Source organism: Nocardia citri (genome assembly GCF_054065835.1).
In genome coordinates this window covers 236,519-262,412 of sequence record NZ_JBSUQM010000003.1, presented here as the reverse complement: position 1 = coordinate 262,412, position 25,894 = coordinate 236,519, and the positions used below count along the sequence as shown (strand labels likewise).

Sequence of the window (25,894 nt, the reverse complement as noted above, 5' to 3'; positions counted from 1 at the left end):
GCACCGGCATTCGGCGCATGAGCCAGCCACCGGTCCTGCAAGCCGCGAGAACACCGGCGTCCTCTGGTTGAATAGGCCGACAGATCGACTGAATCATCCGGGAGGCGGCATGGTCCGCATACGTCGCATTGCCGCGGCTCTGACCACGGCAGTCCTCATCGGTCTCGGCGTGCCAGCCGGTCCCGCCACGGCGATCGTGGGCGGTGATACCACCGAGGCGAGCGCCTACCCTTGGCTCGCCGCCGTCGGCTCCCCGGTGTTCTTCCCTCGACCGTCCGGACAGTTCTGCGGCGGTGCGCTCATCGCGCCTGATCGGGTGGTTACGGCGGCGCACTGCGTCGATTTGGCCCGCCCGCTGCCGCAGGCGATCACGGTCACCTTCGGGCGCACCGATATGCGCTCGCACGACGGAGTCATCGTGGGGGTCAAGGAGATTCGCATTCACCCGAATTTCTGGGAAAGTGATTTCGAGGGCGAGACCGTGCACCACAATGATCTCGCGATCCTCATCCTCGACGAGCCGAGACCGGGGCCTTTCCTGGAAGTAGCTGCGCCGCAGAGTGATCCGCGTCTATACGGCAACACGGGCACCATCGTCGGCTGGGGCGCGACCAGTGAGAGTGACATCTCGAATACGCACCTGCGATCAGCCGCCGTCCCCATCGTCCCCAACTCCACGTGTGCCGCCGCCTATGGCTCCGCCTTCGACCCGGCCGAAATGTTCTGCGCCGGATCCACCGCCGCCGATACCGCCGAATACGACAGTGGCGCCCCAGTTCTCGCCTCGGGCCGCCTACTCGGCCTCACCTCCTGGGGCAAGGGCAGCGCCCGCCCAGGGTTCCCCGGTGTCTACGCCTACGTCACCACGGTGAGCTTCTGACCAGCCACGGAACTACGGAAACGTCTCGGTCACCGATCTCGTCGACCGGGTGCAAGACCGGGGGAACACCTCGACGGACCATACCTGAACTGGGCTGACGGTCCGGACGGGGTTTCTCGAACACTCCGGCGAGACTGCGGACGAGTCGTATACTCACGTCATGGCGGGTGAACCGTCCTCCACGGATTCCCTCGTGGCACCGGTTCTTGTGGTGCAGACGAGGGATCGAGTCTATCGGCTACGCGCCGGGGACGCATACAACGTCGGTCGTGACCCGGCCGCCGATATCGTTGTGAGCGATCCACGCGTATCCTCGCTGCACGCCGTTCTGGAGCGGGGTGCGGACGGTTGGGAAATCGAGGACGCGGGCAGCCTCAATGGCACCTTTTTCGACGGTCACCGCGTCGAGCGGATGTTGATCGACCATGACGAGACGTTCCAGCTCGGTCACGCCTTGGACGGCGAGCAACTGGCCTGTTCCATAGAGGGCCAAGACGGACAACCCGGCCAGGAGCCCGATGACGATATCGGGGGCGACACGATGATCGTCTCCGATCCCGGCTACAACCTCGAGGATGAAGCAACGGTCACGAAGTTCCACACGGGTCGGCCCCGGCGAATTTCGCGAACGGCCCGCACGGCAGGGCGCCCCAGCGCGGTCGTCCGGATAACCTCGCCCACGCTTCGGATCGGACGCGCCGCCGACAACGACATCGTCGCGCACGACCTCATGCTCTCCCGCCACCACGCCGAGCTGCGCACAATCGGCGACGGCAGGTATCGGATCGTCGACCTCGACAGCCACAACGGCACCTACGTCAACGGCCACCGGATCGATGCGGTGGATCTGACCGAATCCGATTTGATCGGCATGGGGCACACCACGTTCCGGTTGGTCGGCGACGAGCTGCGCGAGTTCATCGATACCGGTGACGTATCGGTTTCGGTGCAGAGCCTCACCGTGCGGACCCCCGAGGGCAAGGTGCTCCTCGACGGGGTGAGCTTCCCGATCCCGCAGCGCTCACTTGTCGGTGTCATCGGGCCCAGTGGAGCGGGCAAGTCCACACTGCTCGGCGCGGTCACCGGTTTGCGCCCCGCGACGGAGGGGACGGTCCGATACGACGGACGCGACCTGTACACCGATTACGACGAACTCCGGCACCGTATCGGGTTGGTCCCGCAGGAGGACATTCTGCACAATCAGCTTCCGACCCGGCGCGCGCTGCTCTACGCGGCCGAACTGCGCTTCCCCGGTGATACGCGCAGCGAGGAGCGCGAAGAGCGGGTCGACGAGGTCCTCGACGAGCTCGGTTTGGCGCGGCACGCCGATACCCGCATCGATCAGCTCTCGGGCGGGCAGCGCAAACGGGTGAGCGTGGCACTGGAGTTGCTGACCAAACCGTCCCTATTGTTCCTAGACGAACCGACCTCCGGCCTCGACCCGGGCCTGGACAAGACGGTTATGGAAATGCTGTCGGAACTGGCGCACGACGGTCGAACCGTCATCGTCGTTACGCACAGCGTGGCGAATCTCGATTCCTGCGACCGCCTGCTGGTCCTGGTGCCCGGCGGTCGGCTGGCGTACTACGGGCCGCCCGCGGAGGGGTTGCAGCAGTTCGCACAGCCCAGCTGGGCCGAGGTGTTCCAGGCATTCGACCGCGAGGAAGACCGCGATTGGGCCGGTGAGTTCCGAATTTCGCCACGATTCGAGAACTACGTGGCGGTCGGGCTGACCAACGACGTCGGCCCAGCGGAAGTGCACACACCGGCGCCGCCGCCGGCACAGCAGTCCAGGCTCAGCCAGCTCAGCACACTGTGTCGGCGATATCTGGCGGTGATCGCCTCGGACCGCAGCTATTTGGCGCTGCTCGGCATAATGCCCCTGCTGCTCGGTGGCTTGATCGCCGCGGTGCCGTCGGGCGCGGGATTCGCCGGGGCGCCGGGATCCAATATCGATGCCGCGACCAAGCTGATGATTTTGGCATTCGGCGCCTGCTTCGTCGGCACCGGCAACTCGATACGCGAGATCGTCAAGGAACAGACGATCTATCGAAGAGAACGCGCGGCAGGCCTGTCAGCAGGGGTCTACCTGATGTCGAAACTGCTGGTCCTGGGCGTGATCACCGCCCTGCAGTCGGCCGTGTTGGTCCTGATCGGCACCATCGGTGTGGATATGCCGCCCAAGGGGCTGTTCACGTCGGTCGAGCTGGAGCTGATCCTGGTGATGGCGCTGCTGGGCATCGCATCGCTGGCATTGGGCTTGCTCGTGTCGGTGTCGGTGAACACCTCGGAGAAGACGCTGCCGCTGCTGATCGTGCTGTCGATGGCACAACTGGTGCTGACCGGCGGGTTGGTGCGGCTCCCCGGCACACCCGTCCTGGAGCAACTAGCCTACGTAGCGCCAGCCCGTTGGGGGTTCGGCGCGGGAGCAGCCACCATCGACCTCGACACCCTGTCGCCACACTCGGGCGCGGCCGATCCGCTGTGGAAACACACTGTCGGCACCTGGCTGCTCGATATGGGAGTCGTCGCCGGGCTAGGGGCCGTCTTCCTCACGCTGGCCTGGTACCGCCTGTATCAGCTGCGTCCACGGCGCACCGGTGCTCGCCGCGAGCGAATTTGACGGTGGACGTCCACCTCGACAGCTAGGTTGCCGTGGCGGGGCGGCGCGGCGGGGTGCAGCAGTCGATCGCGCAGGCGGCACCGTTGACGGTGCAGCCGTAGCCCGGTATATCGCCGAGTCGCCGTGGCGATATACCGGTTCGGTGCTCGTTGATCAGTTCGACGACCAACTGGGCGAAGCGCGGATCGGTGCCGGGGGTAGCGGCCCTGGCGAACGCCATGCCGAGTTCTTCGGCCTTCTCCTTGGCTTCGTTGTCCAGATCCCAGATGACCTCGAGGTGATCGGATACGAACCCGACCGGGCAGACCACGACCGCATCTACCCCCTTGCCGGACAGATCCTGGAGATGATCGACGATATCCGGATCGAGCCACGGGATCTGCGGTGGACCGGAACGGGACTGCCACACCAGGTCATAGTCGGTGAACCCCGTCGCGGCGGCGCACAATCGAGCGGCCTCGGCGACCTGGCGGCTGTACAGACGACCACCATCGGCAGGCGGGCCCGCGGAAATATCGGCCGATACCGGAATCGAGTGCGCGGTGAACACCAGTCGTGCGCCGTCGCGGCGCCGCGCGGGCAGTGAATCCACCGCGGCACGAATAGCCTCGGCGAATGCCTCGATCAACAGCGGGTGATCGAAGTACTGCCGCAACTTCACCAGTTCCGGTGCATCCGGCCCGAAAGCCGCACGCGCCCTGCTGATGTCCTCGTCATACTGCAGACAGCCGGAGTACCCGCCCCACGCCGAGGTCGGGAACACCAATGCCGACCGCACACCGTCGGCGGCCATCCGCGCGACGGTGTCCTCGACCATCGGGTTCCAGTTGCGGTTGCCGAAATAGACCGGTAGTTCGATTCCCGCACCGGCCAATTCGCGCTGTACCGCGGCAATGATGTCGCGGTTGAGCGCATTGATCGGCGAGACACCCCCGAAGTGCAGGTAGTGCTGGGCGACCTCTTCCAGGCGTTCGCGCGGCACGCCTCGGCCCCGCGTGACGTTCTCCAGGAACGGCATGACGTCCTCGGGCCGCTCGGGACCGCCGAACGACAGCAGCAGCAGGGCGTCGGCGGCCCGAACCACGGTGTCTCCCTTCGGATTACGTCAGTTGATCGACATGTTCTCTGGGAACCAGGTGTTGTGGCTGGCCCCGCCGTCGACGTAGATGATCGAACCGGTGGTGCCGGGCAGCCAGTCCGAGAGCAGCGTGACGATCGACTTCGCCACCACGGTCGGATCGTCGACATCCCAGCCGATCGGCGACGCGCCGTCCCAGTAGGTGTTGAGCTGGTTCAGCTTGGCGGCGTCGTCGGTCGCGGTGCCCGCGATGGCCTTGGCCGCGAGGGTCTTGATCGGGCCGGCGGCGATCAGATTCGAACGAATTCGCTTCGCGGTGCCGACCTCGCGCGCCACATACCGGTTGACCGACTCCAGCGCGGCCTTGGCCACACCCATCCAGTTGTAGAACGGCATCGCGGTGCGCGGATCGAAGTCCATACCGACGAGCGAACCGCCCTCGTTCATCACCGGCAGTACGGCACGGGCCAGCGAGGCGTAGCTCCAGGCCGAGATCTCGAATGCCTTGGCCGCATCCGGTCCGGGACCGTCCAGGAACGGACGCGCCTCCGGGCCCATCAACGTGCGCGGCGCGAAGGCGATCGAGTGCAGCACACCGTCGAGGCCGTCCGGCGCGAGCTCACCGACCCTATCGGCCAGCCCGGCCAGATCGTCCTCATTGGTGACATCGAGCGGGATGGCCGGGGCGACCTCGTGCGGCAGCCGCTTGGCGATCCGGTCGATCAACCGCAGCCGCTCCGGAATGCCGGTGATGATCACCTTCGCGCCCTGCTCCTGCGCGACCGCCGCCGCGTGGAACGCGATCGACGAATCGGTGATGATGCCGGTGATCAGGATGGTCTTGCCTTCGAGCAATCCGCCCATGGGTTTTCGGTTCTCCTCAGTCGAAGTTCGTGGAGTTGCGCAACCGCCGAGGCGGCGCGGCGCTTTTCGGTTGGCTCAGTGACCCATGCCCATGCCGCCGTCAACCGGAATCACCGCACCGGATACGTAGCGCGAATCCTCGGACGCGAGGAAGCTGACCACGGCCGCGACATCTTCCGGCTGGCCCAGACGCTGCAGCGGAATGAACTTCTTCGCCATATCGCGCAGATCGTCGGGCAGTTCAGCGGTCATATCGGTCTCGATGAAGCCCGGGGCGACCACATTCGCGGTGATCGAACGCGAACCGAGCTCACGGGTGACCGAGCGCGCCAGACCGATGACACCGGCCTTGGATGCGGCGTAATTGATCTGCCCGGCTTGACCGGCGAGACCGACCACGGAGCCGAGGAAAATCATCCGACCCCAACGGGCCCGCAACATGGCTCGGTTCGCGCGCTTGGCGCAACGGAACGCACCGGTCAGGTTCGCATCGATGACCTTGGTGAACTGCTCCTCGGTCATCCGCATCAGCAGGGTGTCGTCGGTGATGCCCGCATTGGCGACCAACACCTCGACCGGTCCCTGATGCTGCTCCACCTCGGTGAAGGCGGCATCAACCGAATCACTGTCCGTCACATCGCATTTCACACCGAACAGACCGTCCGGAACCCCCGACCCACGATGCGTTACGGCCACCTTGTGCCCGTCCGCGAGCAGACGCTGCGCGACGGCGAGTCCGATACCCCGGTTGCCTCCGGTCACCAGGACCGACCGGGATGTGATGTTCGACATGAGGACCAACCTATCTGTTCGGGTTCGCGCGCCACGCCCGGGCCACACATTGTGTCTATGTCTGGATCCGGGCGGGTCGCGACGGCAGGCGTTGACGACTACGGCAGGCGTTGACGATAGAGCAAGCCGGTAACTACACCGGCAGCGACGACGAGCATGCCGAGCAAAAGCCATGGTCTGCTGGCATCGCCCCTGGTCATCTCGTAGCCGATCTGTTCTTCGAGTGTGTCGTAGACGGCGGTCAGCTCGGTGAGGCTGGAGGCGGTGTAGAAATCGCCGCCGGAGAGTTTGGCGATCTCACGCAACGCATCGTCGTCGACGGGCACCTTGACACGCTGGGCACCCTTACCGTCCTGGTCCGGAATCTCCACTGTGCCCCACGACGTGCCGAACGAAATCGTCGACACCGGAACACCTTTGTTCTTCGCCAAGCGGGCCGCGGTGAACCCGTGCCGTGGATTGTCGACATCCTTATCGTCGGGCACCGTCTGCTTACCATCCGACATCAGCACGATGCGCGCGGGCGGTGGCGTGTCCGCGCCACCCAACACCGTGGCAATGGTGTCGATCGACTGCAGCGCGGTGAGAATGCCCTCACCGGTGGCCGTGCGCTCGGCTAGTTTGATGTTGTCGATGGCCGCCTTGACGGCCTCGCGGTTCGTCGTCGGCGGCACCATCACCGAGGCGGTGCCCGCGAAGGTGACGAAGCCGAGATTGATACCCGAGGGCAGCCCGTCGACGAATTCCTTACCGGCCTTCTGCGCCACCTTCAGTCGCGACGGCGGCACATCGGTGGCCTCCATGGACAGCGAAACGTCCATCACCAGAACGACTGTCGCGCGATTGCGCGGCACCTTCTTGACCGCCGTCGGCCCCGCGGCCGCGATGGTCAGGAACACCAGACCGACCAGCAGCAGCGCGACCGGCACATGCCGCATGGGACTCGGCCGCGACGGGGCGACCTTCTCCAGCAGCTCCATATTGGTGAACTGCAGCATGTGCCGGTGGCGGCTGCGCTGAACAAGGATGTAGCCCAACGCGATCAGCACGACCACGGCGAGGAAGCCGAGCCAGACCAGCGCGGTGAAATGCGAAATACTCACTGGCGCGGCGCCCGTCCGCTCGGGGCGCCGAATGCGTGGCGCCGGGTGGACACGAACCGGACCACGTCGGAGATCCAGTCCCGATCGGTCTGCAGGGTGAGCACCGGTGCGCCGCAACTACGCAAGGCCTGTTCGACCTGAACGCGATGACGCTGCGCGGCGGCCGCGAAATCGGCGCGCAGCGACGGCGTCACGCTGAATTCGCGGGTGCGCCCGGTCTCCGGATCGTGCAGCACCACATCACCCACAGCGGGCAGCGACAGATCGCGCGGATCCAGCACCTCCACCGCGAGCAGATCGTGGCGAGCGGAGATGGCGCGCAGCGAGCGCTGCCAATCGATTTCGCCGAGGAAATCGCTGATGACCACCGCGAGTCCGCGCTTGCGTTGTGGGCGGCGCAGCGATTCGATCGCCTCGCGCAGATCGCCGCGCACACCGTCGCGGGCGTGCGGCGTCGTCGCGATCTCGCGCAGCATCGTTTGCGCGTGCACCCGGCCGCTGCGTGCGGGAATGCGGGTGAGCTGTTCACCGGTCGCGACGACCGCGCCGATTCGATTGCCACCGCCGCTGGTGAGGTGGGTGATCGCCGCGGCGGCCGCGACCGCGAGATCGCGCTTCTGGCACAGCGCGGTACCGAAGTCGAGGCTGCCCGACAGATCGACCACCATCCAGGTCTCGAGTTCCCGGTCCGCGATCATCTGCCGCACATGCGGATGGGTGGTGCGGGCGGTGACCGACCAATCCATCTGCCGCACATCGTCGCCCGGCTGATAGGTCCTGGCCTCGCCCGGCTCCGAGCCGGGGCCCGGAATCAAGCCGAGGTGATCACCGTGCAGCACACCGTCGAGCCGACGACGGACGGTCAGTTCCAGCGTTTTGAGCGCCGCCGTCAGCTTCGGATCGGACAGTTCGCCCGATCGGAACGACGGTGGTGCGTGTTGGGACATCGGCACTGGTTGAACCGGATCCGATGCCGAAGTCACTTCGGCTGGTTATTGCCGACGGCCGGAGACATCTGCGCGACCTGCGGCTGCGGCACCGCGTCCTGGGGAGCGGGCGGCTGCGGGATCGGCTGCTGCGCACCGTGCGGTCCCAGGGCGGGCGCGGCCGGAGCGGGTGCGCCACCCGGAGCGACCGCCTGCGGCGCGACCTGCGGCAGACCGACCGTCTGCAGCACGCGCTTGATCACATCGTCAGGGGTGATCTCATCGGCGAGCGCGTCGTAGGACAGCACCAGCCGGTGGCGCAGCACATCCGGAATCACCTCCACGACATCCTGTGGCACCACATAGTCACGGCCGCGGATCAGCGCGACGGCGCGGGCCGCGGCGATGATGCCGAGGCTGGCGCGCGGTGAGGCACCGTAGGCGATCCAGCTCGCTACATCCTGCATACCGAACTCGCCGGGCTTGCGGGTCGCGGCGATCACCCGGACCACGTAGTCGACCAGCGCGTGGTGCACGAACGTATTCGCCGCCACCTGCTGCAGGCGGATCAGCTCGGACGGCTCGAGAATCGGTTTCGCCTCCGGCGGCATGACACCCATCCGGTAGATGATCTCGCGCTCTTCCTCCACCGACGGGTAGTCGACGACCACCTTGAACAGGAAGCGGTCGCGCTGCGCCTCGGGCAGCGGGTACACCCCCTCGCTCTCGATCGGGTTCTGGGTCGCCATGACCAGGAACGGATCGGGCATCGGGTAGGTCTTGCCGCCGATCGACACATGCCGCTCGGCCATCACCTCGAGCAGCGCGGACTGCACTTTGGCCGGCGCGCGGTTGATCTCGTCGGCGAGGACGAAGTTCGCCACGACCGGGCCGAGTTCGGTATCGAATTCCTCGCGGCCCTGGCGGTAGATACGGGTACCGATCAGGTCGGTGGGCACCAGATCGGGGGTGAACTGGACGCGAGCGAACGAACCGCCGACCACCTTCGCGAAGGTCTCCACCGCAAGGGTTTTGGCGATACCCGGCACGCCTTCGAGTAGAACGTGGCCGCGTGCGAGCACCCCGACGAGCAGCCGTTCGACGAGCCGATCCTGGCCCACGATAACGCGCTTGACCTCGTAGATCGCCTTCTCCAGGGTCTGGACGTCACGCTCCAGGGTGCTGGGTACGGGAGCCACGGCCGATTTAGCCGAACCTGCCCCGCTCACACCGTCCGTCGAAGTCACCAACATCCCCGCTTTCGCTTTGGTCCTGTGCGTGCTGCCACAACTATTCCAGGTAATGGCCGCATATGCCGCAACCGGACCCGAGATCATGGCAAATCAACAGGTTCGCGGCGTGCGGCCCAGCCTAGGGGTTACGAGGCGATCCGCACCGCGTACGGCATGATGCCGCCCTCGCGCACCGGAGACACCCGTACCACCTCACCGGATTGCGGCGCCTCGACCATCTTGCCGTTTCCGAGGTAGAGCGCAACATGTTCGCTGCCGTTCGGCCCCCAGAACAGCATGTCGCCGCGGCTGCGCTCGGCAACGGGCACTCTGGTGCCCGCGTTGTATTGATAGCCGCTGTAGTGCGGCAGCGAGACACCGATACCGGCGAAGGCATAGACCATCAGACCCGAGCAGTCGAAGCCGACCTTGTTGTAATCGCCGAAGCTGTCGGCGACACCGCCGTCACGGATGCCGAGGGTCGGCCCGTCCTCGTCACCACCGCCCCAGGCGTAGACGACACCCAGCTGCGACATGGCCCGATCGACCACGGTTTCGATCGCATCGGAGCCGCCGATGGACGGCCCGGTGGCACGCGGCCTGGTCTGGCGCGGCGGCGCCGAATCGTCCAGCTGGACATGCGGTCGTTTGCCCGCGCCCGCCTGCGCCGCGCGGTCCTTGGCGGCCTGGTCCTGGGCCGCCCGCGCGGCGGCGGCCGCCGCGGCGGCGCGGATGGCGGCCTCCTCGGCCTTGCGTTGTTCGTCCCAAGCCAAATAGGCCTCGCGTTGTCCTTGCAGTCCGGCCACATTCGCGCGGGCCTGATCGAGGCGGCCCTGCGCCACCGAACGCTCGCGCAGTAGGCCCTCTCGCAGTGCCGACTGCTGATTCTGTTCGGCCTGCACCGCGGTGACGGCGTTTTCGGCCTCGGTCTTCTTCTGTTCGGCCACCGCGGCGGCCGCGTCGGCGGCCGATTTCGCTTGGCGCGCACTGGCATTCTTATTGCCCTGCGCGATCTGCGCGCGACGCAGCGAGTCGAGCACCGACTGCTGATTCTTCGATACCAGCGTGAACACCTGGGCTCGGTTCAGAGCGACATCGGGGGTGGCCGAAGATAGATAGGTGACCATCGAGGTCGCGGCGGGCCGGGTATAGGCCTGCACGGCGAACTGGTCGAAGTTGCGCCTGGCCTGGCCGACTTGGTTTCCGGCCTCGCTCAGTTCGTGCTGGGTCTGCACCACCGCCGCGGCGGCCGCGTCGGCGGCATCGCGCGCGTCCTGTAGATCGACCAGGGCCTTGTTGACCTCTTCGCGCTTCTGCGCGACGGCGGCGTCGAGTTCCTGCAGCTTCTGATCCGTCGCGGCGACCTGGTTGATGAGTGCCCCGACCTCGCTCACTCCGGCGTCGACTTGCGCTCCGGCATCAGCGATCTGGCTATCGCTCGGATTGGGCGGGGCGGGCGGCACCGCCGCAGCCGGTCCGGCCGTGATGAGCACGGTGGCAGTGACCAGCAACCCCAGAGCGACCCACAGCGGACGCCGAGAGCCGGCAACGCCGTTGTTGCGCATCGCACCTCCCAAAGGACCCGATCAGGCTTAACCTCACGAGCCCCGTGCGAACCATCCCGCTCACTGGTGCACAGATAGCTCTCTGAACACTCTTTCCCCAGCAGTTATCATTCGAACCGTACGCCACATCATTCACTAAAAAAACTCCAGCAACGGAACTACAGCCGCGTAATTTTCGCGTTGCCCGGAAATAGCCGGATATATGCGAGGATTCGGCGGGTGAAAACAAACCGGCCGCCAGGAAAAGTAGGTGAGCGGATACTCGCTACAAGGTGAGATCTCGGTCGTCGCCGCGATCCGAAACCCCTATCGACACCGGCTCCCCGGCAGCCTGACGCGACTTGATCCAATAGAGTCCACCGACCACGACCGCCGTGCCGACCAGCAACACACTGGTGATCGCGGTCCAAGAGAACGTCTCCGGACGCTCCAGTTGATCGACGAAAAGCTGCGCCGCCTGCGCCGATTGCCCCTGCGTACTCTTGGAAAGGTCCTCGGCCCGCTCCAACTTCACCCGGCTGATCGAATCGCTATAGGTGCCGACCCAGTCGTCGCTGAGCACCACTACGGTTCCGTGCTCGGTCTTACCGATCTCGGTGGCCAGGTCACGTAGATTGGAGTCGTGGCCTGGATTACCGGGAATCACCACGATGCTGAGCTCGATGCCGTGGGCTCGAGCATCGGCGACAATCGTCTCGAGTGCGTCCTGATCCTTACCCTTCGGCGTGGCCACATGATTGTCGACCACATCCTCCTTGATCTGGGTCAACGTCTTGTCGTCGATACCAGGGGGGAGTTCGGCGCGCATGGGCGTGAACACCGAGGTGTGCGAGACGGTCATCTTCCATCCGGTCTGTCGAGCCGCATCGGTACGCGAGGCGACGGGCATCCAACACTGCGGGATGAACCGGTACAGGCCCACCGATCACCCCGAACAACTCGAATGCACAGTACGCGACGGAGTGTCGGAACACCTTCGGACGGCGCGGCCAACGGCACCCGCGCGTTTCACAGGACAAGCGTACTGTTAGGCTCGATGGCGCGAGGAGCCAGTATGTTGCAGTGCTGGGCCCCTCCAAAGACGTAGCCGCAGCGACTGCTTGCAGATCGCTCGAAAAAACCAGCCGCAGGCACAGCCCCGCCCGCGGCCACCCTCACAGACGAGTGGAGCTGACGTGACGACAAGTATCGATACTTTCGGCGCCAAGGGCACCCTCGAGGTCGGAAGCAACTCCTACGAGATCTTCCGCCTCTCGGCCGTGCCCGGCACCGAGAAACTCCCCTACGCACTGAAGGTCCTCGCGGAGAATCTGCTCCGTACCGAGGACGGCGCCAACATCACCGCCGATCATGTCCGCGCCATCGCGAGCTGGGATCCGTCGGCTCAGCCGAACACCGAGATCCAGTTCACCCCGGCCCGCGTGATCATGCAGGACTTCACCGGTGTGCCCTGCATCGTCGACCTGGCCACCATGCGTGAGGCCGTCGCCACCCTCGGCGGCGACCCGGACAAGGTCAACCCGCTCGCCCCCGCCGAGATGGTCATCGACCACTCCGTCATCATCGACGTATTCGGCCGTGCGGACGCCTTCGAGCGCAACGTCGACATCGAATACCAGCGCAACGGTGAGCGCTACCAGTTCCTGCGTTGGGGTCAAACGGCTTTCGACGATTTCAAGGTCGTCCCGCCGAGCACCGGCATCGTGCACCAGGTCAACATCGAGCACCTGGCCCGCGTGGTCATGGTCCGCAACGGCCAGGCCTACCCGGACACCTGCGTCGGCACCGACTCGCACACCACCATGGTCAACGGCCTCGGCGTACTGGGTTGGGGCGTCGGTGGTATCGAGGCCGAGGCGGCCATGCTGGGCCAGCCGGTCTCGATGCTCATCCCGCGCGTTGTCGGCTTCAAGCTGACCGGTGAGATCAAGCCGGGCGTGACGGCCACCGACGTGGTGCTCACCGTCACCGATATGCTGCGCAAGCACGGTGTCGTCGGCAAGTTCGTCGAGTTCTACGGCAAGGGCGTCTCCGAGGTGCCGCTGGCCAACCGCGCCACTCTGGGCAATATGAGCCCCGAATTCGGTTCCACCGCAGCGATCTTCCCGATCGACGAGGTAACCGTCGATTACCTGAGGCTGACCGGCCGCACCGACGAGCAGGTCGCGCTGGTCGAGGCCTACGCGAAGGAACAGGGCCTCTGGCACAATGCCGACAACGAGCCCGCCTACTCGGAGTACCTGGAGTTGGACCTGAGCACCGTGGTGCCGTCCATCGCGGGTCCGAAGCGTCCGCAGGACCGAATCTTGTTGTCGGAGAGCAAGACCGCCTTCCGCAAGGACATCCATAACTACACCGACGACGCGGAAACCGGTCCGGCCGCCACGACCCCGCACACCCACCTGGACGAGGCCATCGAGGAGTCCTTCCCGGCCAGCGATCCGGCGGTGCTTTCCTTCGCCGAGGACGACGCCGTGCTGCCGTCCGCCGCGAACGGCTCGGCGGGCCGCCCGTCCAAGCCGGTCAAGGTCTCCACCGAAGAGTACGGCGACTTCGTGCTGGATCACGGCGCGGTCGTGGTCGCCTCGATCACCTCCTGCACCAACACCTCCAACCCGTCGGTCATGCTGGGCGCGGCCTTGCTGGCCCGCAACGCCGTGGAGAAGGGCCTGACCCGCAAGCCGTGGGTGAAGACCTCGATGGCGCCGGGCTCGCAGGTAGTCAACGGCTACTACGAGAAGGCCGGCCTCTGGCCGTACCTGGACAAGCTGGGCTTCAACCTGGTGGCGTTCGGTTGCGCCACCTGCATCGGTAACACCGGTCCGCTGCCGGAGGAGATCTCCAAGGCGGTCAACGACAACGACCTGACCGTCACCGCGGTGCTTTCCGGTAACCGCAACTTCGAGGGCCGCATCTCCCCCGACGTGAAGATGAACTACCTGGCCTCGCCGCCGCTGGTCATCGCCTACGCGCTCGCTGGCACGATGGACTTCGACTTCGATAACGATGCGCTCGGCAAGGACACCGACGGCAACGAGGTGTTCCTGAAGGACATCTGGCCCTCGCCGCAGGAAATCCAGGACACCATCGACCGGGTCATCTCCCGCGATATGTTTCTCGAGGACTACAAGGACGTCTTCAAGGGCGATGAGCGCTGGCGTTCGCTGCCGACCCCGGAGGGCAAGACTTTCGAGTGGGCCGAGGAATCGACCTATGTCCGCAAGCCTCCGTACTTCGAGGGCATGCCGCAGACGCCGGAGCCGGTCTCCGATATCAAGGGCGCGCGCGTGCTCGCGCTGCTGGGCGATTCGGTCACCACCGACCACATCTCCCCCGCGGGCAATATCAAGCCGGGCACCCCGGCCGCGCAGTACCTGGAGGCCAACGGTGTCGAGCGTAAGGATTACAACTCCTACGGCTCGCGTCGCGGTAACCACGAGGTGATGATCCGTGGCACCTTCGCCAATATCCGGCTGCGCAACCAACTGCTCGACGATGTGTCGGGCGGCTACACCCGCGACTTCACCCAGGACGGTGGCCCGCAAGCGTTCATCTACGACGCCTCGCAGAACTACCAGACCGCGGGCATCCCGCTGGTCGTGCTCGGTGGTAAGGAGTACGGTTCGGGCTCCTCGCGTGACTGGGCCGCCAAGGGCACCTCGCTGCTGGGTGTGAAGGCCGTGATCACCGAGTCCTTCGAGCGCATCCACCGCTCGAACCTCATCGGTATGGGCGTCATTCCGCTGCAGTTCCCGGCCGGTGAGTCGGCCGCGTCGCTGAAGCTGGACGGCACCGAGACCTTCGATATCGAGGGCATCACCAAGCTGAACGAGGGTGTGACTCCGAAGACTCTGAAGGTCACCGCCACCAAGGACAACGGTGATGTCGTCAGATTCGACGCGGTCGTCCGGATCGACACCCCCGGTGAGGCCGACTACTACCGCAACGGTGGCATCCTGCAGTACGTGCTGCGCAACATGATTCGCGCCTGAACGACCATGCTGTAGTAGGTCCGCGCACCGCATCACCGGCGGTGCGCGGACCTCTTCACATCGCATTGCCCGCTTCGCTCGGAGGAGCCCGCCGAAATGCCCAAAGTCAGTGATGATCACCTCGCCGCCCGGCGTAGTCAGATTCTGGACGGGGCGCGGGCCTGTTTCGCCGAATACGGGTACGAGGGGGCTACCGTGCGCCGTCTGGAAGAGGCCATCGGCCTGTCTCGCGGCGCGATCTTCCACCACTTCCGGGACAAGGACGCCCTGTTCCTCGCGCTAGCCCAAGAAGATGCCGACCGCATGGCCGATGTCGCGGCCAACCAGGGTCTGGTACAGGTCATGCGCGACATGCTCGCCCACCCGGAGCAATTCAATTGGCTCGGAACCCGCTTGGAGATCGCGCGTCGCCTGCGGACCGATCCGGAATTCCGCGCCGGCTGGACCCAGCGCTCGGCCGAACTGACCGCCGCCACCCTGGCCCGCCTGGAACGCCGCAAGGCCGCAGGCGCCCTCCGCGAGGACGTCCCCACCGACGTCATCCTCGGCTACCTCGACTTGGTCCTCGACGGCCTCATCGCCCGCATAGCCTCCGGCCACACCAACGAGAACCTCTCCGCCGTACTGGATCTCGTAGAAGCCTCGGTCCGCCGCAAGGAGTGAACCACTGGAGCGCGGCGATCAGGTGGCCGGAACGGCGCGCGTTACGAGCACAGTCGACGACCACGTCGCCAAATATTCGAATGACAGCCCATTTCCGCTGCCGCACGGGGTGATTGAGCCGCTCAGCCCGAGTACGACGCCGCCGGGGAGAGTGGGGATGATGGTGGACCCGTCCCCGGCGGCGCCGACTATCCGAGACCGCGCCCTCGCTGGCCGACGGCGCGGGTACAGGCCGACGAAGGGAACGACCTGTCGCCTCACGCCGTCGGTGGAAGTCACGGACGCCTCCATGACCCCCTCGATCGAAACCCGATGACGCATCAGCGAATTCAGACTCTACGACGCGACCACCCGAGTACGCCGCATATTTCCCGCGAATTAGGGACTGTGACGCACGCTACTCCGCCCGGCGATGCAGGTAGCTACCGAAATAAGCGCACCCGTCCGGAATCCCGGACTTCAGGTACGAAACCACCCCGGCGGATCAATAGTTGGCATTCAGATAGTTGGCGGCATGGGTCGTCCACAGAACATTCGTGCCGGGCATATCGTGTCCGGAGTAGAGGACGTGCTGGCCATCCGGCCACGGCGTCAAATAGCCGATAACACCGTTGACCGCGGTCGCATAGCGGTCGAGATTGGTGATCGGATCGTTCATCAGGAAACGCAGCAATTCGGCGAAGATCAGCGGGGCCACATTGCCGATGCGGGCGCCCTCGACGAATGAGAACGGCGAGATGCCGATGTCGATGACCCGCAGCGGCGAGTCGCCCGGTGACGCGGTGATGATATCGCCCGGATTCGCGTACTCCTTCACATCGAGTGCGGGCCAGGCGCCGTGTTCGCCGTGGAGGCCGTAAGTCGTTGCCGGACAGAGATTGCCGACCGACTCCCCGCGTCTGCGCAGCGGGTTGGCGATATTGACGGCAAAGGCGATCTCCAGGGGCGAGCCGTCGGTGTTCTTGTACTTACCCGACCACACTCCCTCCAGGATCTCACTCGCGCAGATACTTCCGAGTGAATAACTCAACAGCCCGCAGACATTCGGCGAGTCCTGAATCGCCTTTACCCCCGCAGCGACACCGAGCCGGATCGAGGTATCCAGCGAAGGGCCCCACAGATCCGGGCTCGGCCCGACCGAGGCGGGCCAATCCGGCTCGAAGGCGGTGAAGCGGTCGGTATCGAGCAATTTCGTGACATCGCGCAGCATGCCGGCGGGCGTCCCATTGGTATTCCGCGGTTCACCCGTGCCGCGGAGGGTGATGATGTCGATCATCACCTCAGGGTGCACCGTCGACCGTACCGGCACACGAGTAGCGAGCTACCTCATTTCCTCCCGCCCTCGAGGCTGCCGAGCAGTATCCGGGCAATCCGGTCCAGGTCGCGGCGGTCCTGCGCCGAGAGCACCGACAGCATCCGCGTTTCGTTCTCGGTATGCGCCGTGACGACCTCATCGATCAGCGTGCGGCCCGCCTCGGTGAGCGCGACCCGGATGGCGCGGCGATCCTGCGCATCCGCGATGCGGCGAACCATCCCCGCCGACTCCAGACGGTCGAGCCGTCCGGTCATCCCGGCGCGCGACAGCATCAACGTGTCGGCGAGCACCGACGGGTTCAATTCGAACGGCGTGCCCGAACGACGCAGTGCGGCAAGCACATCGAACTCTCCGCGCTGTAGTCCGTGCGCATTGAAGACCGCCTCGATATTGCGCTGCGCGACCATGAGCAGTCGACCCATTCGTCCGATCACCCCCATCGCCTCCAACTCGAGGTCCGGTCGCTCCAGGCGCCATTGCTCGACGATGACATCCACCGGATCCCGTTCGATCTCACCCATGGACACGATTCTATTCGCCGGTATATAGTTCGTTACCGAATTATCAACCATCGAATCGATTCGCCCGAATGGTGGGCCGAGCGCAACGCGAACCGGCGTTGACGAAGTCCCGGCCGACTCGAACTCACATAAAGATAGCTGAATAATTGCGATTATTTGTTCAGGGCCGCACCGAAAATCTTTTGGCGCAAGCGCATCCCGAGCCGAAATCCGGTTTGCCAGCGGTGGTGAAATCTCCCGATCCGAACCGTGCGAGCCCCCTTGCGCGATATGATCCAGTTCCCGCTCGGGGGTCCTGGCAAATTGCGAGCAGATCGGAGAGCTCACTATGACCGACGCAATCCACCTCCCCGGCACCGGACCGGCGGGTGACCGCGTCCCCGCGTTGCAGGGATTGCTGGTGGCCGAGTCGGAACGCGATTTCACGGTCAGAGTGACCGAAGGAACGTGGACCTTCCGTCGCGACGATGTGCTGCGGGTCCTCGACTGGACCGACGGTGTGAGGGCCGAACGCGATGGCCGTCCGGTACTGATGGATATCCGTCCCGGCGCCACCGCGGACTTCACTCGCCGCCTTCGCATCGATCTCGTCGACCGCCCGATGACACTGGCCGAGGAACCCTCGGCGGCACTGGGAGATGAAGCGCTGCAACAACTCACCGCATCCTGGGCCGACGGCCTGCAGCTTGCCGATTGCCCGGGCGCCAGCGGAGCGACCTTCACCTACTGCCAGACCAAATCGCTCGCGACAAGCGACGACGGCATAAACTGCGACAGTCTCGACTGAACGGAACTGCGCATGGCGGCGCGCCGGACAGGTTCGGTCCTCATCGTCTCCGAATCCGATGATCTGCACGGCACCGCAATGGCGGCGACGTTGCGAGAACACCACGGGCTCAGCCCGATTCAGCTCGACCTGCGCGACTTCCCACGCGAATCCGGAAGTTTCCGGCTCGATCGGCGCGGCACCGCGCGATCGCTGTCCCATGTGATCGGACTCGACGATGTCCGCTCGGTCTGGTGGCGCAGACCGCATCCCACGCAGGTTCCGGCCGGTGTGCGCGCCTCGGATGATGCCTACCGCCAAGCCGAATGCGACGGTTTCATCCAGGGACTGCTGTGGTCGATACCGGCGTACTGGGTCAACGATCCCGGCGCCGATCGCACCGCGAGCCGTAAGATCGTGCAGTTGGAGACCGCACGCCGGGCCGGTTTCGTGATTCCGGAAACACTGATCACCAACGATCCGGACGAGGCGCGCAGCTTTGTCGAATCACGTTCGGGCTCGGTGGTTTACAAGCGAACCGGCACCGGACGCGCCGAATTCGCCGAGACCCGAATAATTACCAAGGCCGACTTCGGCCGCCTCGCGGGCATCCGTTCGGCTCCGACCACCTTCCAGGACTACGTCGAGGCGCAGTGCGATCTGCGGGTGGTGTGGATGGACGGTATCGAATGGGCGGTGCGCGTCGACTCGCAGTCCGGGGTCGGCCGGGTCGATTCCCGGCTGGACACCACCGTCGACTTCGCACCCGAGCATCTGCCCGCCTCGGTCAGCAAGTCGCTCGCCACGCTGATGGGCGCTCTCGGCCTGAGCTTCGGCGTGCTTGATCTGCGCCTCGGCCTCGACGGCGAGTACTACTTCCTCGAGGTCAACCCACAGGGCCAGTTCGCGTATCTGGAGATCAAGACCGGCCTGCCGATGTTCCGCAGCCTCGCCAACCTGCTGGTCAACGGCGACGGCGCGGTGCCTGGCTTCTAGCGCGCTCGATCCCGCTCGGTGTCGGCGCAATCCATTCGCCGACACCGGGATTCGGCTGAGCCAACCCTTTTGGCTGAACGCTACTGGCTCTTGCGGCGGTTCGCACCGCCGCGACTGCGGAGTTGCACGTGCGACTCCACCAGCACGTTGTGGATGAAGCCATAGGAGCGGCCGGTGGACCGGGCCAGCGATCGAATGCTGGCACCTGCCTCGTACTGCTTCTTCAGCTGGGTTTGCAAACGGTCTCGTGATTTCCCCGTGACGCGTGTGCCCTTACCCAGTGTGGCCTTGACTTGTGTGGGCCTGTCGCTCATGGCTTCCTCCGAGTCGCCGAGCCGCGTCTTTCCAGGCTAGACACTCAGGAAGCTGTGATCAACGGGTGTTTGTGATGAATATCACCGGCGGCCCGATCGCGGCGAAGTGAAAACCCACCGCCCGCAACGGAACTCCGGCCGAATGGGCCCGGATCAGGCCAGCTGAATCAGTTCCAAATACTCCGCCGACCAGTGGTCTTCCTGGCCGTCCGGCAACAGGATCACCCGTTCCGGGGACAGCGCCTCGGCCGCGCCCGGGTCGTGGGTGACCAGGACGACCGCACCCGCATAGGTGCGTAGCGCGTCGAGGACCTGTTCACGCGAGATCGGGTCCAAGTTATTGGTCGGCTCGTCCAGCAGCAGCACATTGGCCGCCGAGGAGACCAGCCCGGCCAGCGCGAGACGGGTCTTCTCGCCGCCGGAGAGGGTACCTGCGGGCTGCTCCAGCTGTGGTCCGGAGAACATGAACGCACCGAGCAGACCCCGCAGCTCCTGCTCCCCCGCATCGGGTGCCGCGTGGCGAATGTTCTCCCACACCGTGGCCTGATCGTCGAGGGTGTCGTGCTCCTGTGCGAAATAGCCGATCTTGAGCCCGTGACCGGGCACCAGACCGCCCGCCGTCGGTGTCTCCACCCCGGCGAGCAGGCGCAGCAGCGTGGTCTTACCGGCGCCGTTGAGGCCGAGCACGACGACGCGGCTGCCACGGTCGATGGCCAGATCGACGCCGGTGAAGATCTCCAGCGAGCCGTAGACCTTGGTCAGGTTCTCCGCCATCAGCGGCGTCTTACCGCAGGCGGCGGGTTCGGGGAATTTGATGCGCGCGACCTTGTCGGCCACCCGCACCTCGTCCAGCTCGGCCATCAAGCGGTCCGCGCGCTTGGCCATATTCTGCGCCGCAGTGGCTTTCGTGGCCTTGGCGCCGAGTTTGGCGGCCTGGGCGCGCAGTGCGCCGGCCTTCTTCTCGGCATTGGCGCGTTCGCGGCGGCGGCGCTGCTCGTCGGTGGCGCGCGCGTCCAGGTATTTCTGCCAGCCCATGTTGTAGACGTCGGCCTCACCGCGCACCGCGTCCAGGAACCACACCTTGTTCACCACATCGCCGAGCAGTTCGACATCGTGGCTGATCACGATCAGGCCGCCGTCGTGGTTCTGCAGGAACCCGCGCAGCCAGGTGATGGAGTCGGCGTCGAGATGGTTGGTCGGCTCGTCGAGCAGCAGGATGGTGTCCGAGCGTCCGCCGCTGCCGTCGGAGGCGGCGAACAGGATGCGGGCCAACTCGATTCGTCGGCGTTGACCACCGGACAGCGTGCGCAGCGCCTGGCCGAGGACCCGGTCGGGCAGGCCGAGGCTATTGCAGATGCGCGCCGCTTCGCTCTCGGCCACATAGCCGCCGAGCGCCGAGAAGCGCTCCTCCAGCCGACCGTATTTGCGCACCGCCTTCTCGCGTTCGGCATCATCGACCACCTCGGCCATCAGCGCCTGCTGCTTCTCCATATCGCGCAGCAGGGTGTCCAGGCCACGGGCGGAGAGCACGCGGTCGCGGGCGAGCACGTCCAGATCGCCCTCCCGCGGGTCCTGCGGGAGATAACCGATGTCGCTGGAGCGCAGAATCTTTCCGGCGTAGGGCTCACCTTCCCCCGCCAGAATGCGCAGCGTGGTGGTCTTGCCCGCGCCATTGCGTCCGACCAGTCCGATCCGGTCGCCGGCCTGCACTCGCAGCGCTGGCCCGGGGGCCGACAGCAGGGTGCGGACGCCGGCCCGGACCTCCAGGTCGGTCGCGGTGATCACAGGCTTCTCCTACGGGTACGTGGTGCTGATCGGTTGCTGCTCGATTGTGCGACGCGAACACGCACAAGAACCACCGATTTTACCCGGCTTCAGAAGTGCTCCCGACACCCCACGATCCAGGTGTGACCGCGCTAACTCCGATCGGCGCTAGGCGGCCATACCGGCCAGGCTCGAATGGATGCTGTTGGCATTCGCGACGCGCTGGCCGCGGGCCTCACCGGAGCTCCGTTCGTAGTACTGATCGAACGCCGCCGCGGCGGCACCGGCCGAGGCCGCCGAGGTGAGATGACTGTACGCGCCCGCCTCGCTGCTCTTCAGTTCGTGAATCATGAAATCGACTTGGAGAGTCATGTCGGTGACAGGCCGGTGCTGGCGGTCACTGGCGGCGAAAGCCTCGAGAGCCGCCCGTCGCCCGCCTTCCCACTGACAGAGACCGATCGCACCTTCGCCGGGGTTGTAGGCGCCGGTATCGAAACCCGATTCGACCTGCATATTGCCCAAGATGCCCGCCGCTTGCTCCGGCGTGAAGCCCTGCTCGAGCAAGTATTGATAGATCTCGCTAGCCTTCATTTTCTTACCCCCGCTGATAGGTTCGGCATTTGCGTAATTGCCGAGACCCGCTGGTCCTGTACTGCTGCGGCGGTTTCCACCGCTGCCGGTATAGGTAGGAAAGCTGTTACCGCTACCGATCGAATTGGGGGCACTTCCGCTGTCGGACGATTCCGGGTCGGTGATCTTTCCCGCGTGATCATCGAGTGCGTCGTACGCTTCCGAGACTGCCTTCGCCGCTTTCCCGACCTTCTCATCGATCTTGTCGATGGCGGCTATCTGCAACTCGATGCTGCGCGGCAGCGGCACATCGGTCAGATTCGGCACACCGGCCATAATGTCCTTGATGTCGCCCACCAGTTTCTCGACCTCTTTGGTCACGGTGTTGGACACATCGGCCGATTTCGCCGCGATCTGGGCGATACTGCTGTCCAGCGAGTTCAGATCGTCTTTATATTTCGTGTCGTCGCTCTGTTTGGCCTTGTATTTCGCGACGAGATCGCCGTCCTTCAGCTGCGACTCCCCCAGGCCGTTGAGACCCTCGACCGTAATCGACTTCGCCGAGCCGTCGCCTACCGCCTTCACCAACTTCGCCAGCACCGTCTCTATGTGGCTGACGAAGGCGTTGAGGATAGGGGCATCCGGGCGCGGCGGCAGCGATGTGTCGACGTCGCCAGCCATATCTCACCTTCCGTCGATACCTCTCCGGCAGCTTAATCGCAGCTAGGCGCCACTCTCTGACCATTGGGTCCCCGCCTGTGGGAACAATGGCTCCTGGTCGGCCTCGCACAAACCCGACCGGCTCCGCTCGGCGGATTCCAACAGCGGTAGCGTGCCATCACATGACGACCGATCTGTTGGGCAAGAGCGCACTCGTTTCCGGAGCCAGCCGCGGTATCGGCAAGGCCGTCGCGGCGGAACTGCTGCGCCGGGGCGCCAATGTGCTGATCACCGCCCGCAAGCCGGAGTCGCTCGCGGAGGCCGCCGCCGAGCTGCGGGCGCTCGGCCATCGGGGCGAGGTCAGCGCGCTGGCGGGCAATTCGGGTGATCCGGAGAGCCGGGCCGCCGCGGTGGGTCGGGTGGTCTCGGAATTCGGCTCGCTGGACATCCTGATCAACAACACCGGTATCAATCCGGTCTACGGCTCGCTCATGGATGCCGATCTGGCGGCGGTGCTTAAGATCTTCGACGTCAATGTCGTCGCCGCACTCGGCTACGTGCAGGAGGCCTACAAGGCGTGGATGCGCGAGCACGGCGGTGCGGTGGTGAATGTGGCCAGTGTCGCTGGCCTCCGCTCGACCGGGGTGATCGCGGCATACGGCGCCTCCAAGGCCGCGCTGATCCGGCTCACCGATGAACTGGCGTGGCAGCTCGGCCCGAATATCCGGGTAAACGCGGTAGCGCCGGGCGTGATCAAGACCAAGTTCGCCGATGCGCTGTACTCGGCGGATGAGGAGCGGGCCGCCAGCATGTATCCGATGAAGCGCCTCGGCGCGCCCGAGGACGTGGCGCAGCTGATCGCATTCCTGGTCTCGGATGAGGCCGAGTGGATCACCGGTGAGACGATCCGCGTCGACGGCGGATTGCTCTCGACCGGCGGAATCTGAGGCATCCCAAGGCAATCCGCTCTCGACCAGCGTAAGCCGACCATCTCGACAGGACCGATGGCCGCCAGGCGAAAACCGTGCGGCCATTCGTCTTTCGATCCCACTCGGGCTTTCGGCCTACACCCGCGCCGGCTGCCGCACAGCGTTCGGATCTGCTACCGACGGCGCGGACGGTCCTTCGTCGAATCCGAAACGCTCGTGCAGCTTTTCGAGCGGGCCAGGTGCCCACCAGTTCCAGTCACCGAGCAGTTTCATCACCGCGGGCAGCAAGAAGCCGCGGATCAGGGTCGCATCGACCAGTACCGCCAGCGGCAGGCCGATACCGAAGGACTTCATGAAGGTGATGTCCGAGGCCAGGAATCCCAAGAACACCAGCGAGATCAGTACGGCGGCGGCGGTGACGATCCGGCCGATCTTCTCCAGGCCATGGGCAACGGCGGATTCGTTCTTGCCGGTGCGTTCGTACTCTTCGAGGATCCGTGACAGCAGGAATACCTGATAGTCCATAGCCAGACCGAAGGCGACACCGAACAGCATCACCGGCACGGTCGGCGGCAGGTCGCCGGTCACGGTGAAATCGAGCAGGCCGGACAGGTGCCCGTCCTGGAAGATCCAGACCAGCGCGCCGAAGGTCGCCGTGAGGCTCAGCGCGCTGAGCACGATCGCGACCAGCGGCAGCACCACGCTGCCGGTCAGCAGGAACAGCACGACCAGCATGATGATCACGACATAGGCCAGCGCCACGGGCAGTGCCGAGGTCACCGCGTCGAGGGAATCGGCGCTCGCGGCGGCGATACCGCCGACCAACCGCTGCGAGGGTGCGGGCACCGCGCGCAACTGCTTGGCCACCCGATCCAGCGCCACCGGATCGCTGGTATCCGGTGTGACCGAAAGGTATGCGGCATCCTTGGTTTCGAAGCGGGCGTGCTGTGCCATGGCGGGGGCGAGCTGCCCGCCGTGAGCGTAGCTGCCGGTGGCGGTGTCGATGCGACGGACATTCTCGACTTCGGAAAGTTTCCTGGCGTAGGCGTCCAATCCGGATTTGCCATCGGGCAGTACGACGAACAGGCTATTGGTGTCCGTGGCGGCGAACTCACGCTGGATGGTCTCGGTGACCTGTCGGTTATTCATCGATTCCGGTAATGCCCGCTCGTCCGGGAAGCCGAGTTTCACACCGAGGAACGGGGTCCCGAGCAGCAGCAGCAAGGCCACGACCGCCAGCCCGATCGGCACCGGCTTGCGCATCACGAATACCGCGAGCCGATGCCAGAAACCCTCACCTGGTGCGGGACGTTGCGGACGGAAGAACCAGCCGAGTTGGCCGCGATCGATGCGACTGCCGAGCAGTAGCAGAGTCGCGGGCAGCACCGTCAGCGATACCGTCGCGGCGATCGCCGCGACGACCAGACCCGCATACCCCATGGAACGCACCGCGAGCAGCGGGAAGAACAGCAGGCCCGACAGCGCGACCGCGACGGTGACCGCCGAGAAGGCCACGGTGCGACCGGCCGAACGCATGGTCGCGGCGACGGCCGGCCCGGTCGCGGCGCCCGCGGCCAATTCGTCGCGGTAGCGGCTGATGATCAGCAGGCTGTAGTCGATCGCGAGGCCCAGGCCGAGCAACGTGGCCACATTGGTCGCGGTCGCGGCGAGATCGGTGACCAGGGTGATCAGCCACAGCGCGCCCATGGAGATCATCACGGACACCGCGGCGACGACGAGTGGCAGGCTGGCCGCCACCAAACCACCGAATACGAACAGCAGGGCGATCAGGGTGATCGGGAAGGCGATGGATTCGCCGAGTACGGCATCTTTCTCGCTCTGCTGCACCGTCTCGTGCAACAACATCGCGTAACCCCCGACACGCACCTGCACCGGGCCGTGCACGCCGCCATAGTGATCCGCCAGAGCGCCGACCTTCTGGTCGACCGCAGCCTCCTCGCCGAGAATGCTCGCGACGATCAGCCCCGACTTGCCGTCGGCGCTGCGCAGTGCGGGCGACTTATCCATCCAGTACGACATGACACCCGCGACACCCGGCTCTTGCTTCAGCTTCAGCGCCAATTTCACTGCGGCCGTTGCCGATTCGGGATCGTCGATCGAGGTGTCGCTGTGCACCAGCAACACGAAGTTCGGTGGCGCCTGGCCGAAGGTATCGCGCAAAATCTCGGTGGCCCGGCTGGCTTCGCCGTCGGGATCGCTGTAGCCGCCGCCCTGGACCTTGTCGAATAACGTCGAGCTGAGCATCCCCATGAGCAGCGCCAGGCCGACAAAGATGCCGAGAATCCATTTGCCGCGCCGCTTGGTCAGTTCGAACACTGCC

The 25,894-nt window shown here is 65.3% G+C and carries 21 protein-coding genes; 7 read left to right on the top strand and 14 right to left on the bottom strand.

Annotated features, from left to right (window positions below; all coding sequences use genetic code 11):
• Positions 1-109 precede the first annotated feature (109 nt).
• Positions 110-880 carry a S1 family peptidase gene (locus tag ACW2Q0_RS07110; protein ID WP_457187393.1) on the top strand — a complete coding sequence of 257 codons (771 nt, stop codon included), beginning with the start codon at positions 110-112 and terminating at the stop codon, positions 878-880.
• Positions 881-1,073: 193 nt separating this feature from the next.
• A complete protein-coding gene (locus ACW2Q0_RS07105) occupies positions 1,074-3,503 on the top strand; it encodes an FHA domain-containing protein (protein WP_457187391.1) in 2,430 nt (809 codons plus the stop codon).
• Between the two features lie 22 nt (positions 3,504-3,525).
• Here ACW2Q0_RS07105 and ACW2Q0_RS07100 read toward each other — a convergent pair whose 3' ends face one another.
• The 8 genes from ACW2Q0_RS07100 to ACW2Q0_RS07065 all read right to left on the bottom strand — a co-directional run bounded on the left by ACW2Q0_RS07100 (position 3,526) and on the right by ACW2Q0_RS07065 (position 11,904).
• The gene (locus ACW2Q0_RS07100) at positions 3,526-4,587 is read right to left on the bottom strand and encodes a ferrochelatase (RefSeq protein ID WP_457187389.1); all 1,062 of its coding nucleotides are present in this window, start codon (positions 4,585-4,587) and stop codon (positions 3,526-3,528) included.
• A gap of 21 nt (positions 4,588-4,608) precedes the next feature.
• Positions 4,609-5,445, bottom strand: a complete 837-nt coding sequence (inhA, locus tag ACW2Q0_RS07095) for an NADH-dependent enoyl-ACP reductase InhA (RefSeq protein ID WP_457187387.1) — start codon at positions 5,443-5,445, stop codon at positions 4,609-4,611.
• 75 nt (positions 5,446-5,520) lie between these two features.
• A complete protein-coding gene (gene fabG1, locus ACW2Q0_RS07090; protein WP_457187384.1) occupies positions 5,521-6,237 on the bottom strand; it encodes a 3-oxoacyl-ACP reductase FabG1 in 717 nt (238 codons plus the stop codon).
• 98 nt (positions 6,238-6,335) lie between these two features.
• Entirely contained in the window at positions 6,336-7,340 is a 1,005-nt protein-coding gene (locus tag ACW2Q0_RS07085) for a VWA domain-containing protein (RefSeq protein ID WP_457187382.1), read from the bottom strand.
• A complete protein-coding gene (locus tag ACW2Q0_RS07080) occupies positions 7,337-8,287 on the bottom strand; it encodes a DUF58 domain-containing protein (protein ID WP_457187380.1) in 951 nt (316 codons plus the stop codon). Before ACW2Q0_RS07080 ends, ACW2Q0_RS07085 begins: the two co-directional genes overlap by 4 nt.
• 32 nt (positions 8,288-8,319) lie before the next feature.
• Complete coding sequence (locus ACW2Q0_RS07075) at positions 8,320-9,519, bottom strand: AAA family ATPase (protein ID WP_457187378.1); 1,200 nt, start codon at positions 9,517-9,519, stop codon at positions 8,320-8,322.
• 125 nt (positions 9,520-9,644) lie between these two features.
• The gene (locus tag ACW2Q0_RS07070) at positions 9,645-11,063 is read right to left on the bottom strand and encodes an NlpC/P60 family protein (protein ID WP_457187376.1); all 1,419 of its coding nucleotides are present in this window, start codon (positions 11,061-11,063) and stop codon (positions 9,645-9,647) included.
• A gap of 265 nt (positions 11,064-11,328) precedes the next feature.
• Positions 11,329-11,904 carry an Rv1476 family membrane protein gene (locus tag ACW2Q0_RS07065; protein ID WP_457187374.1) on the bottom strand — a complete coding sequence of 192 codons (576 nt, stop codon included), beginning with the start codon at positions 11,902-11,904 and terminating at the stop codon, positions 11,329-11,331.
• Between the two features lie 334 nt (positions 11,905-12,238).
• Between ACW2Q0_RS07065 and ACW2Q0_RS07060 the strand changes: the two genes are divergently transcribed.
• Entirely contained in the window at positions 12,239-15,055 is a 2,817-nt protein-coding gene (locus ACW2Q0_RS07060; protein WP_457187372.1) for an aconitate hydratase, read from the top strand.
• Positions 15,056-15,151: 96 nt separating this feature from the next.
• The gene (locus ACW2Q0_RS07055; RefSeq protein WP_457187370.1) at positions 15,152-15,718 is read left to right on the top strand and encodes a TetR/AcrR family transcriptional regulator; all 567 of its coding nucleotides are present in this window, start codon (positions 15,152-15,154) and stop codon (positions 15,716-15,718) included.
• Between the two features lie 484 nt (positions 15,719-16,202).
• Here ACW2Q0_RS07055 and ACW2Q0_RS07050 read toward each other — a convergent pair whose 3' ends face one another.
• Together ACW2Q0_RS07050 and ACW2Q0_RS07045 are read right to left on the bottom strand one after the other, a co-directional pair.
• Positions 16,203-17,009, bottom strand: coding sequence for a hypothetical protein (locus ACW2Q0_RS07050; RefSeq protein ID WP_457187368.1), 807 nt, complete (start codon positions 17,007-17,009; stop codon positions 16,203-16,205).
• Positions 17,010-17,044: 35 nt separating this feature from the next.
• A complete protein-coding gene (locus ACW2Q0_RS07045) occupies positions 17,045-17,554 on the bottom strand; it encodes a MarR family winged helix-turn-helix transcriptional regulator (protein ID WP_457187366.1) in 510 nt (169 codons plus the stop codon).
• A 328-nt stretch (positions 17,555-17,882) separates the two neighbouring features.
• On the opposite strand from ACW2Q0_RS07045, the gene ACW2Q0_RS07040 reads away from it, so the two are divergent.
• Both ACW2Q0_RS07040 and ACW2Q0_RS07035 read left to right on the top strand, forming a co-directional pair.
• Positions 17,883-18,341: a hypothetical protein gene (locus ACW2Q0_RS07040; protein ID WP_457187364.1), complete on the top strand. Its 459-nt coding sequence runs from the start codon at positions 17,883-17,885 to the stop codon at positions 18,339-18,341.
• Positions 18,342-18,353: 12 nt separating this feature from the next.
• Positions 18,354-19,316 (top strand): hypothetical protein, encoded by a 963-nt coding sequence (locus ACW2Q0_RS07035; protein WP_457187362.1) that lies wholly within the window; start codon positions 18,354-18,356, stop codon positions 19,314-19,316.
• Between the two features lie 80 nt (positions 19,317-19,396).
• Here the strand turns inward: ACW2Q0_RS07035 and ACW2Q0_RS07030 are convergent, their stop codons facing one another.
• The 3 genes from ACW2Q0_RS07030 to ACW2Q0_RS07020 form a co-directional block, all read right to left on the bottom strand.
• Positions 19,397-19,630 (bottom strand): helix-turn-helix domain-containing protein, encoded by a 234-nt coding sequence (locus tag ACW2Q0_RS07030; RefSeq protein ID WP_063043281.1) that lies wholly within the window; start codon positions 19,628-19,630, stop codon positions 19,397-19,399.
• 153 nt (positions 19,631-19,783) lie between these two features.
• A complete protein-coding gene (locus ACW2Q0_RS07025; protein ID WP_457187360.1) occupies positions 19,784-21,415 on the bottom strand; it encodes an ABC-F family ATP-binding cassette domain-containing protein in 1,632 nt (543 codons plus the stop codon).
• A 147-nt stretch (positions 21,416-21,562) separates the two neighbouring features.
• Positions 21,563-22,645: a phage tail tip lysozyme gene (locus ACW2Q0_RS07020; protein WP_457187358.1), complete on the bottom strand. Its 1,083-nt coding sequence runs from the start codon at positions 22,643-22,645 to the stop codon at positions 21,563-21,565.
• A gap of 161 nt (positions 22,646-22,806) precedes the next feature.
• On the opposite strand from ACW2Q0_RS07020, the gene ACW2Q0_RS07015 reads away from it, so the two are divergent.
• Positions 22,807-23,571 carry an SDR family oxidoreductase gene (locus ACW2Q0_RS07015; RefSeq protein ID WP_457187356.1) on the top strand — a complete coding sequence of 255 codons (765 nt, stop codon included), beginning with the start codon at positions 22,807-22,809 and terminating at the stop codon, positions 23,569-23,571.
• A 117-nt stretch (positions 23,572-23,688) separates the two neighbouring features.
• Here the strand turns inward: ACW2Q0_RS07015 and ACW2Q0_RS07010 are convergent, their stop codons facing one another.
• The gene (locus tag ACW2Q0_RS07010; protein WP_457187354.1) at positions 23,689-25,890 is read right to left on the bottom strand and encodes an MMPL family transporter; all 2,202 of its coding nucleotides are present in this window, start codon (positions 25,888-25,890) and stop codon (positions 23,689-23,691) included.
• Positions 25,891-25,894: the final 4 nt, after the last annotated feature.

Coding starts and splice junctions, on each gene's coding strand:
- ACW2Q0_RS07045 (WP_457187366.1), bottom strand. CDS start 17,554: ATGGGTGAGATCGAACGGGATCCGGTGGATGTCATCGTCGAGCAATGG.
- ACW2Q0_RS07070 (WP_457187376.1), bottom strand. CDS start 11,063: ATGCGCAACAACGGCGTTGCCGGCTCTCGGCGTCCGCTGTGGGTCGCT.
- ACW2Q0_RS07030 (WP_063043281.1), bottom strand. CDS start 19,630: ATGAGCGACAGGCCCACACAAGTCAAGGCCACACTGGGTAAGGGCACA.
- ACW2Q0_RS07040 (WP_457187364.1), top strand. CDS start 17,883: ATGACCGACGCAATCCACCTCCCCGGCACCGGACCGGCGGGTGACCGC.
- ACW2Q0_RS07035 (WP_457187362.1), top strand. CDS start 18,354: ATGGCGGCGCGCCGGACAGGTTCGGTCCTCATCGTCTCCGAATCCGAT.
- fabG1 (WP_457187384.1), bottom strand. CDS start 6,237: ATGTCGAACATCACATCCCGGTCGGTCCTGGTGACCGGAGGCAACCGG.
- ACW2Q0_RS07075 (WP_457187378.1), bottom strand. CDS start 9,519: ATGTTGGTGACTTCGACGGACGGTGTGAGCGGGGCAGGTTCGGCTAAA.
- ACW2Q0_RS07015 (WP_457187356.1), top strand. CDS start 22,807: ATGACGACCGATCTGTTGGGCAAGAGCGCACTCGTTTCCGGAGCCAGC.
- inhA (WP_457187387.1), bottom strand. CDS start 5,445: ATGGGCGGATTGCTCGAAGGCAAGACCATCCTGATCACCGGCATCATC.
- ACW2Q0_RS07065 (WP_457187374.1), bottom strand. CDS start 11,904: ATGACCGTCTCGCACACCTCGGTGTTCACGCCCATGCGCGCCGAACTC.
- ACW2Q0_RS07080 (WP_457187380.1), bottom strand. CDS start 8,287: ATGTCCCAACACGCACCACCGTCGTTCCGATCGGGCGAACTGTCCGAT.
- ACW2Q0_RS07110 (WP_457187393.1), top strand. CDS start 110: ATGGTCCGCATACGTCGCATTGCCGCGGCTCTGACCACGGCAGTCCTC.
- ACW2Q0_RS07020 (WP_457187358.1), bottom strand. CDS start 22,645: ATGGCTGGCGACGTCGACACATCGCTGCCGCCGCGCCCGGATGCCCCT.
- ACW2Q0_RS07055 (WP_457187370.1), top strand. CDS start 15,152: ATGCCCAAAGTCAGTGATGATCACCTCGCCGCCCGGCGTAGTCAGATT.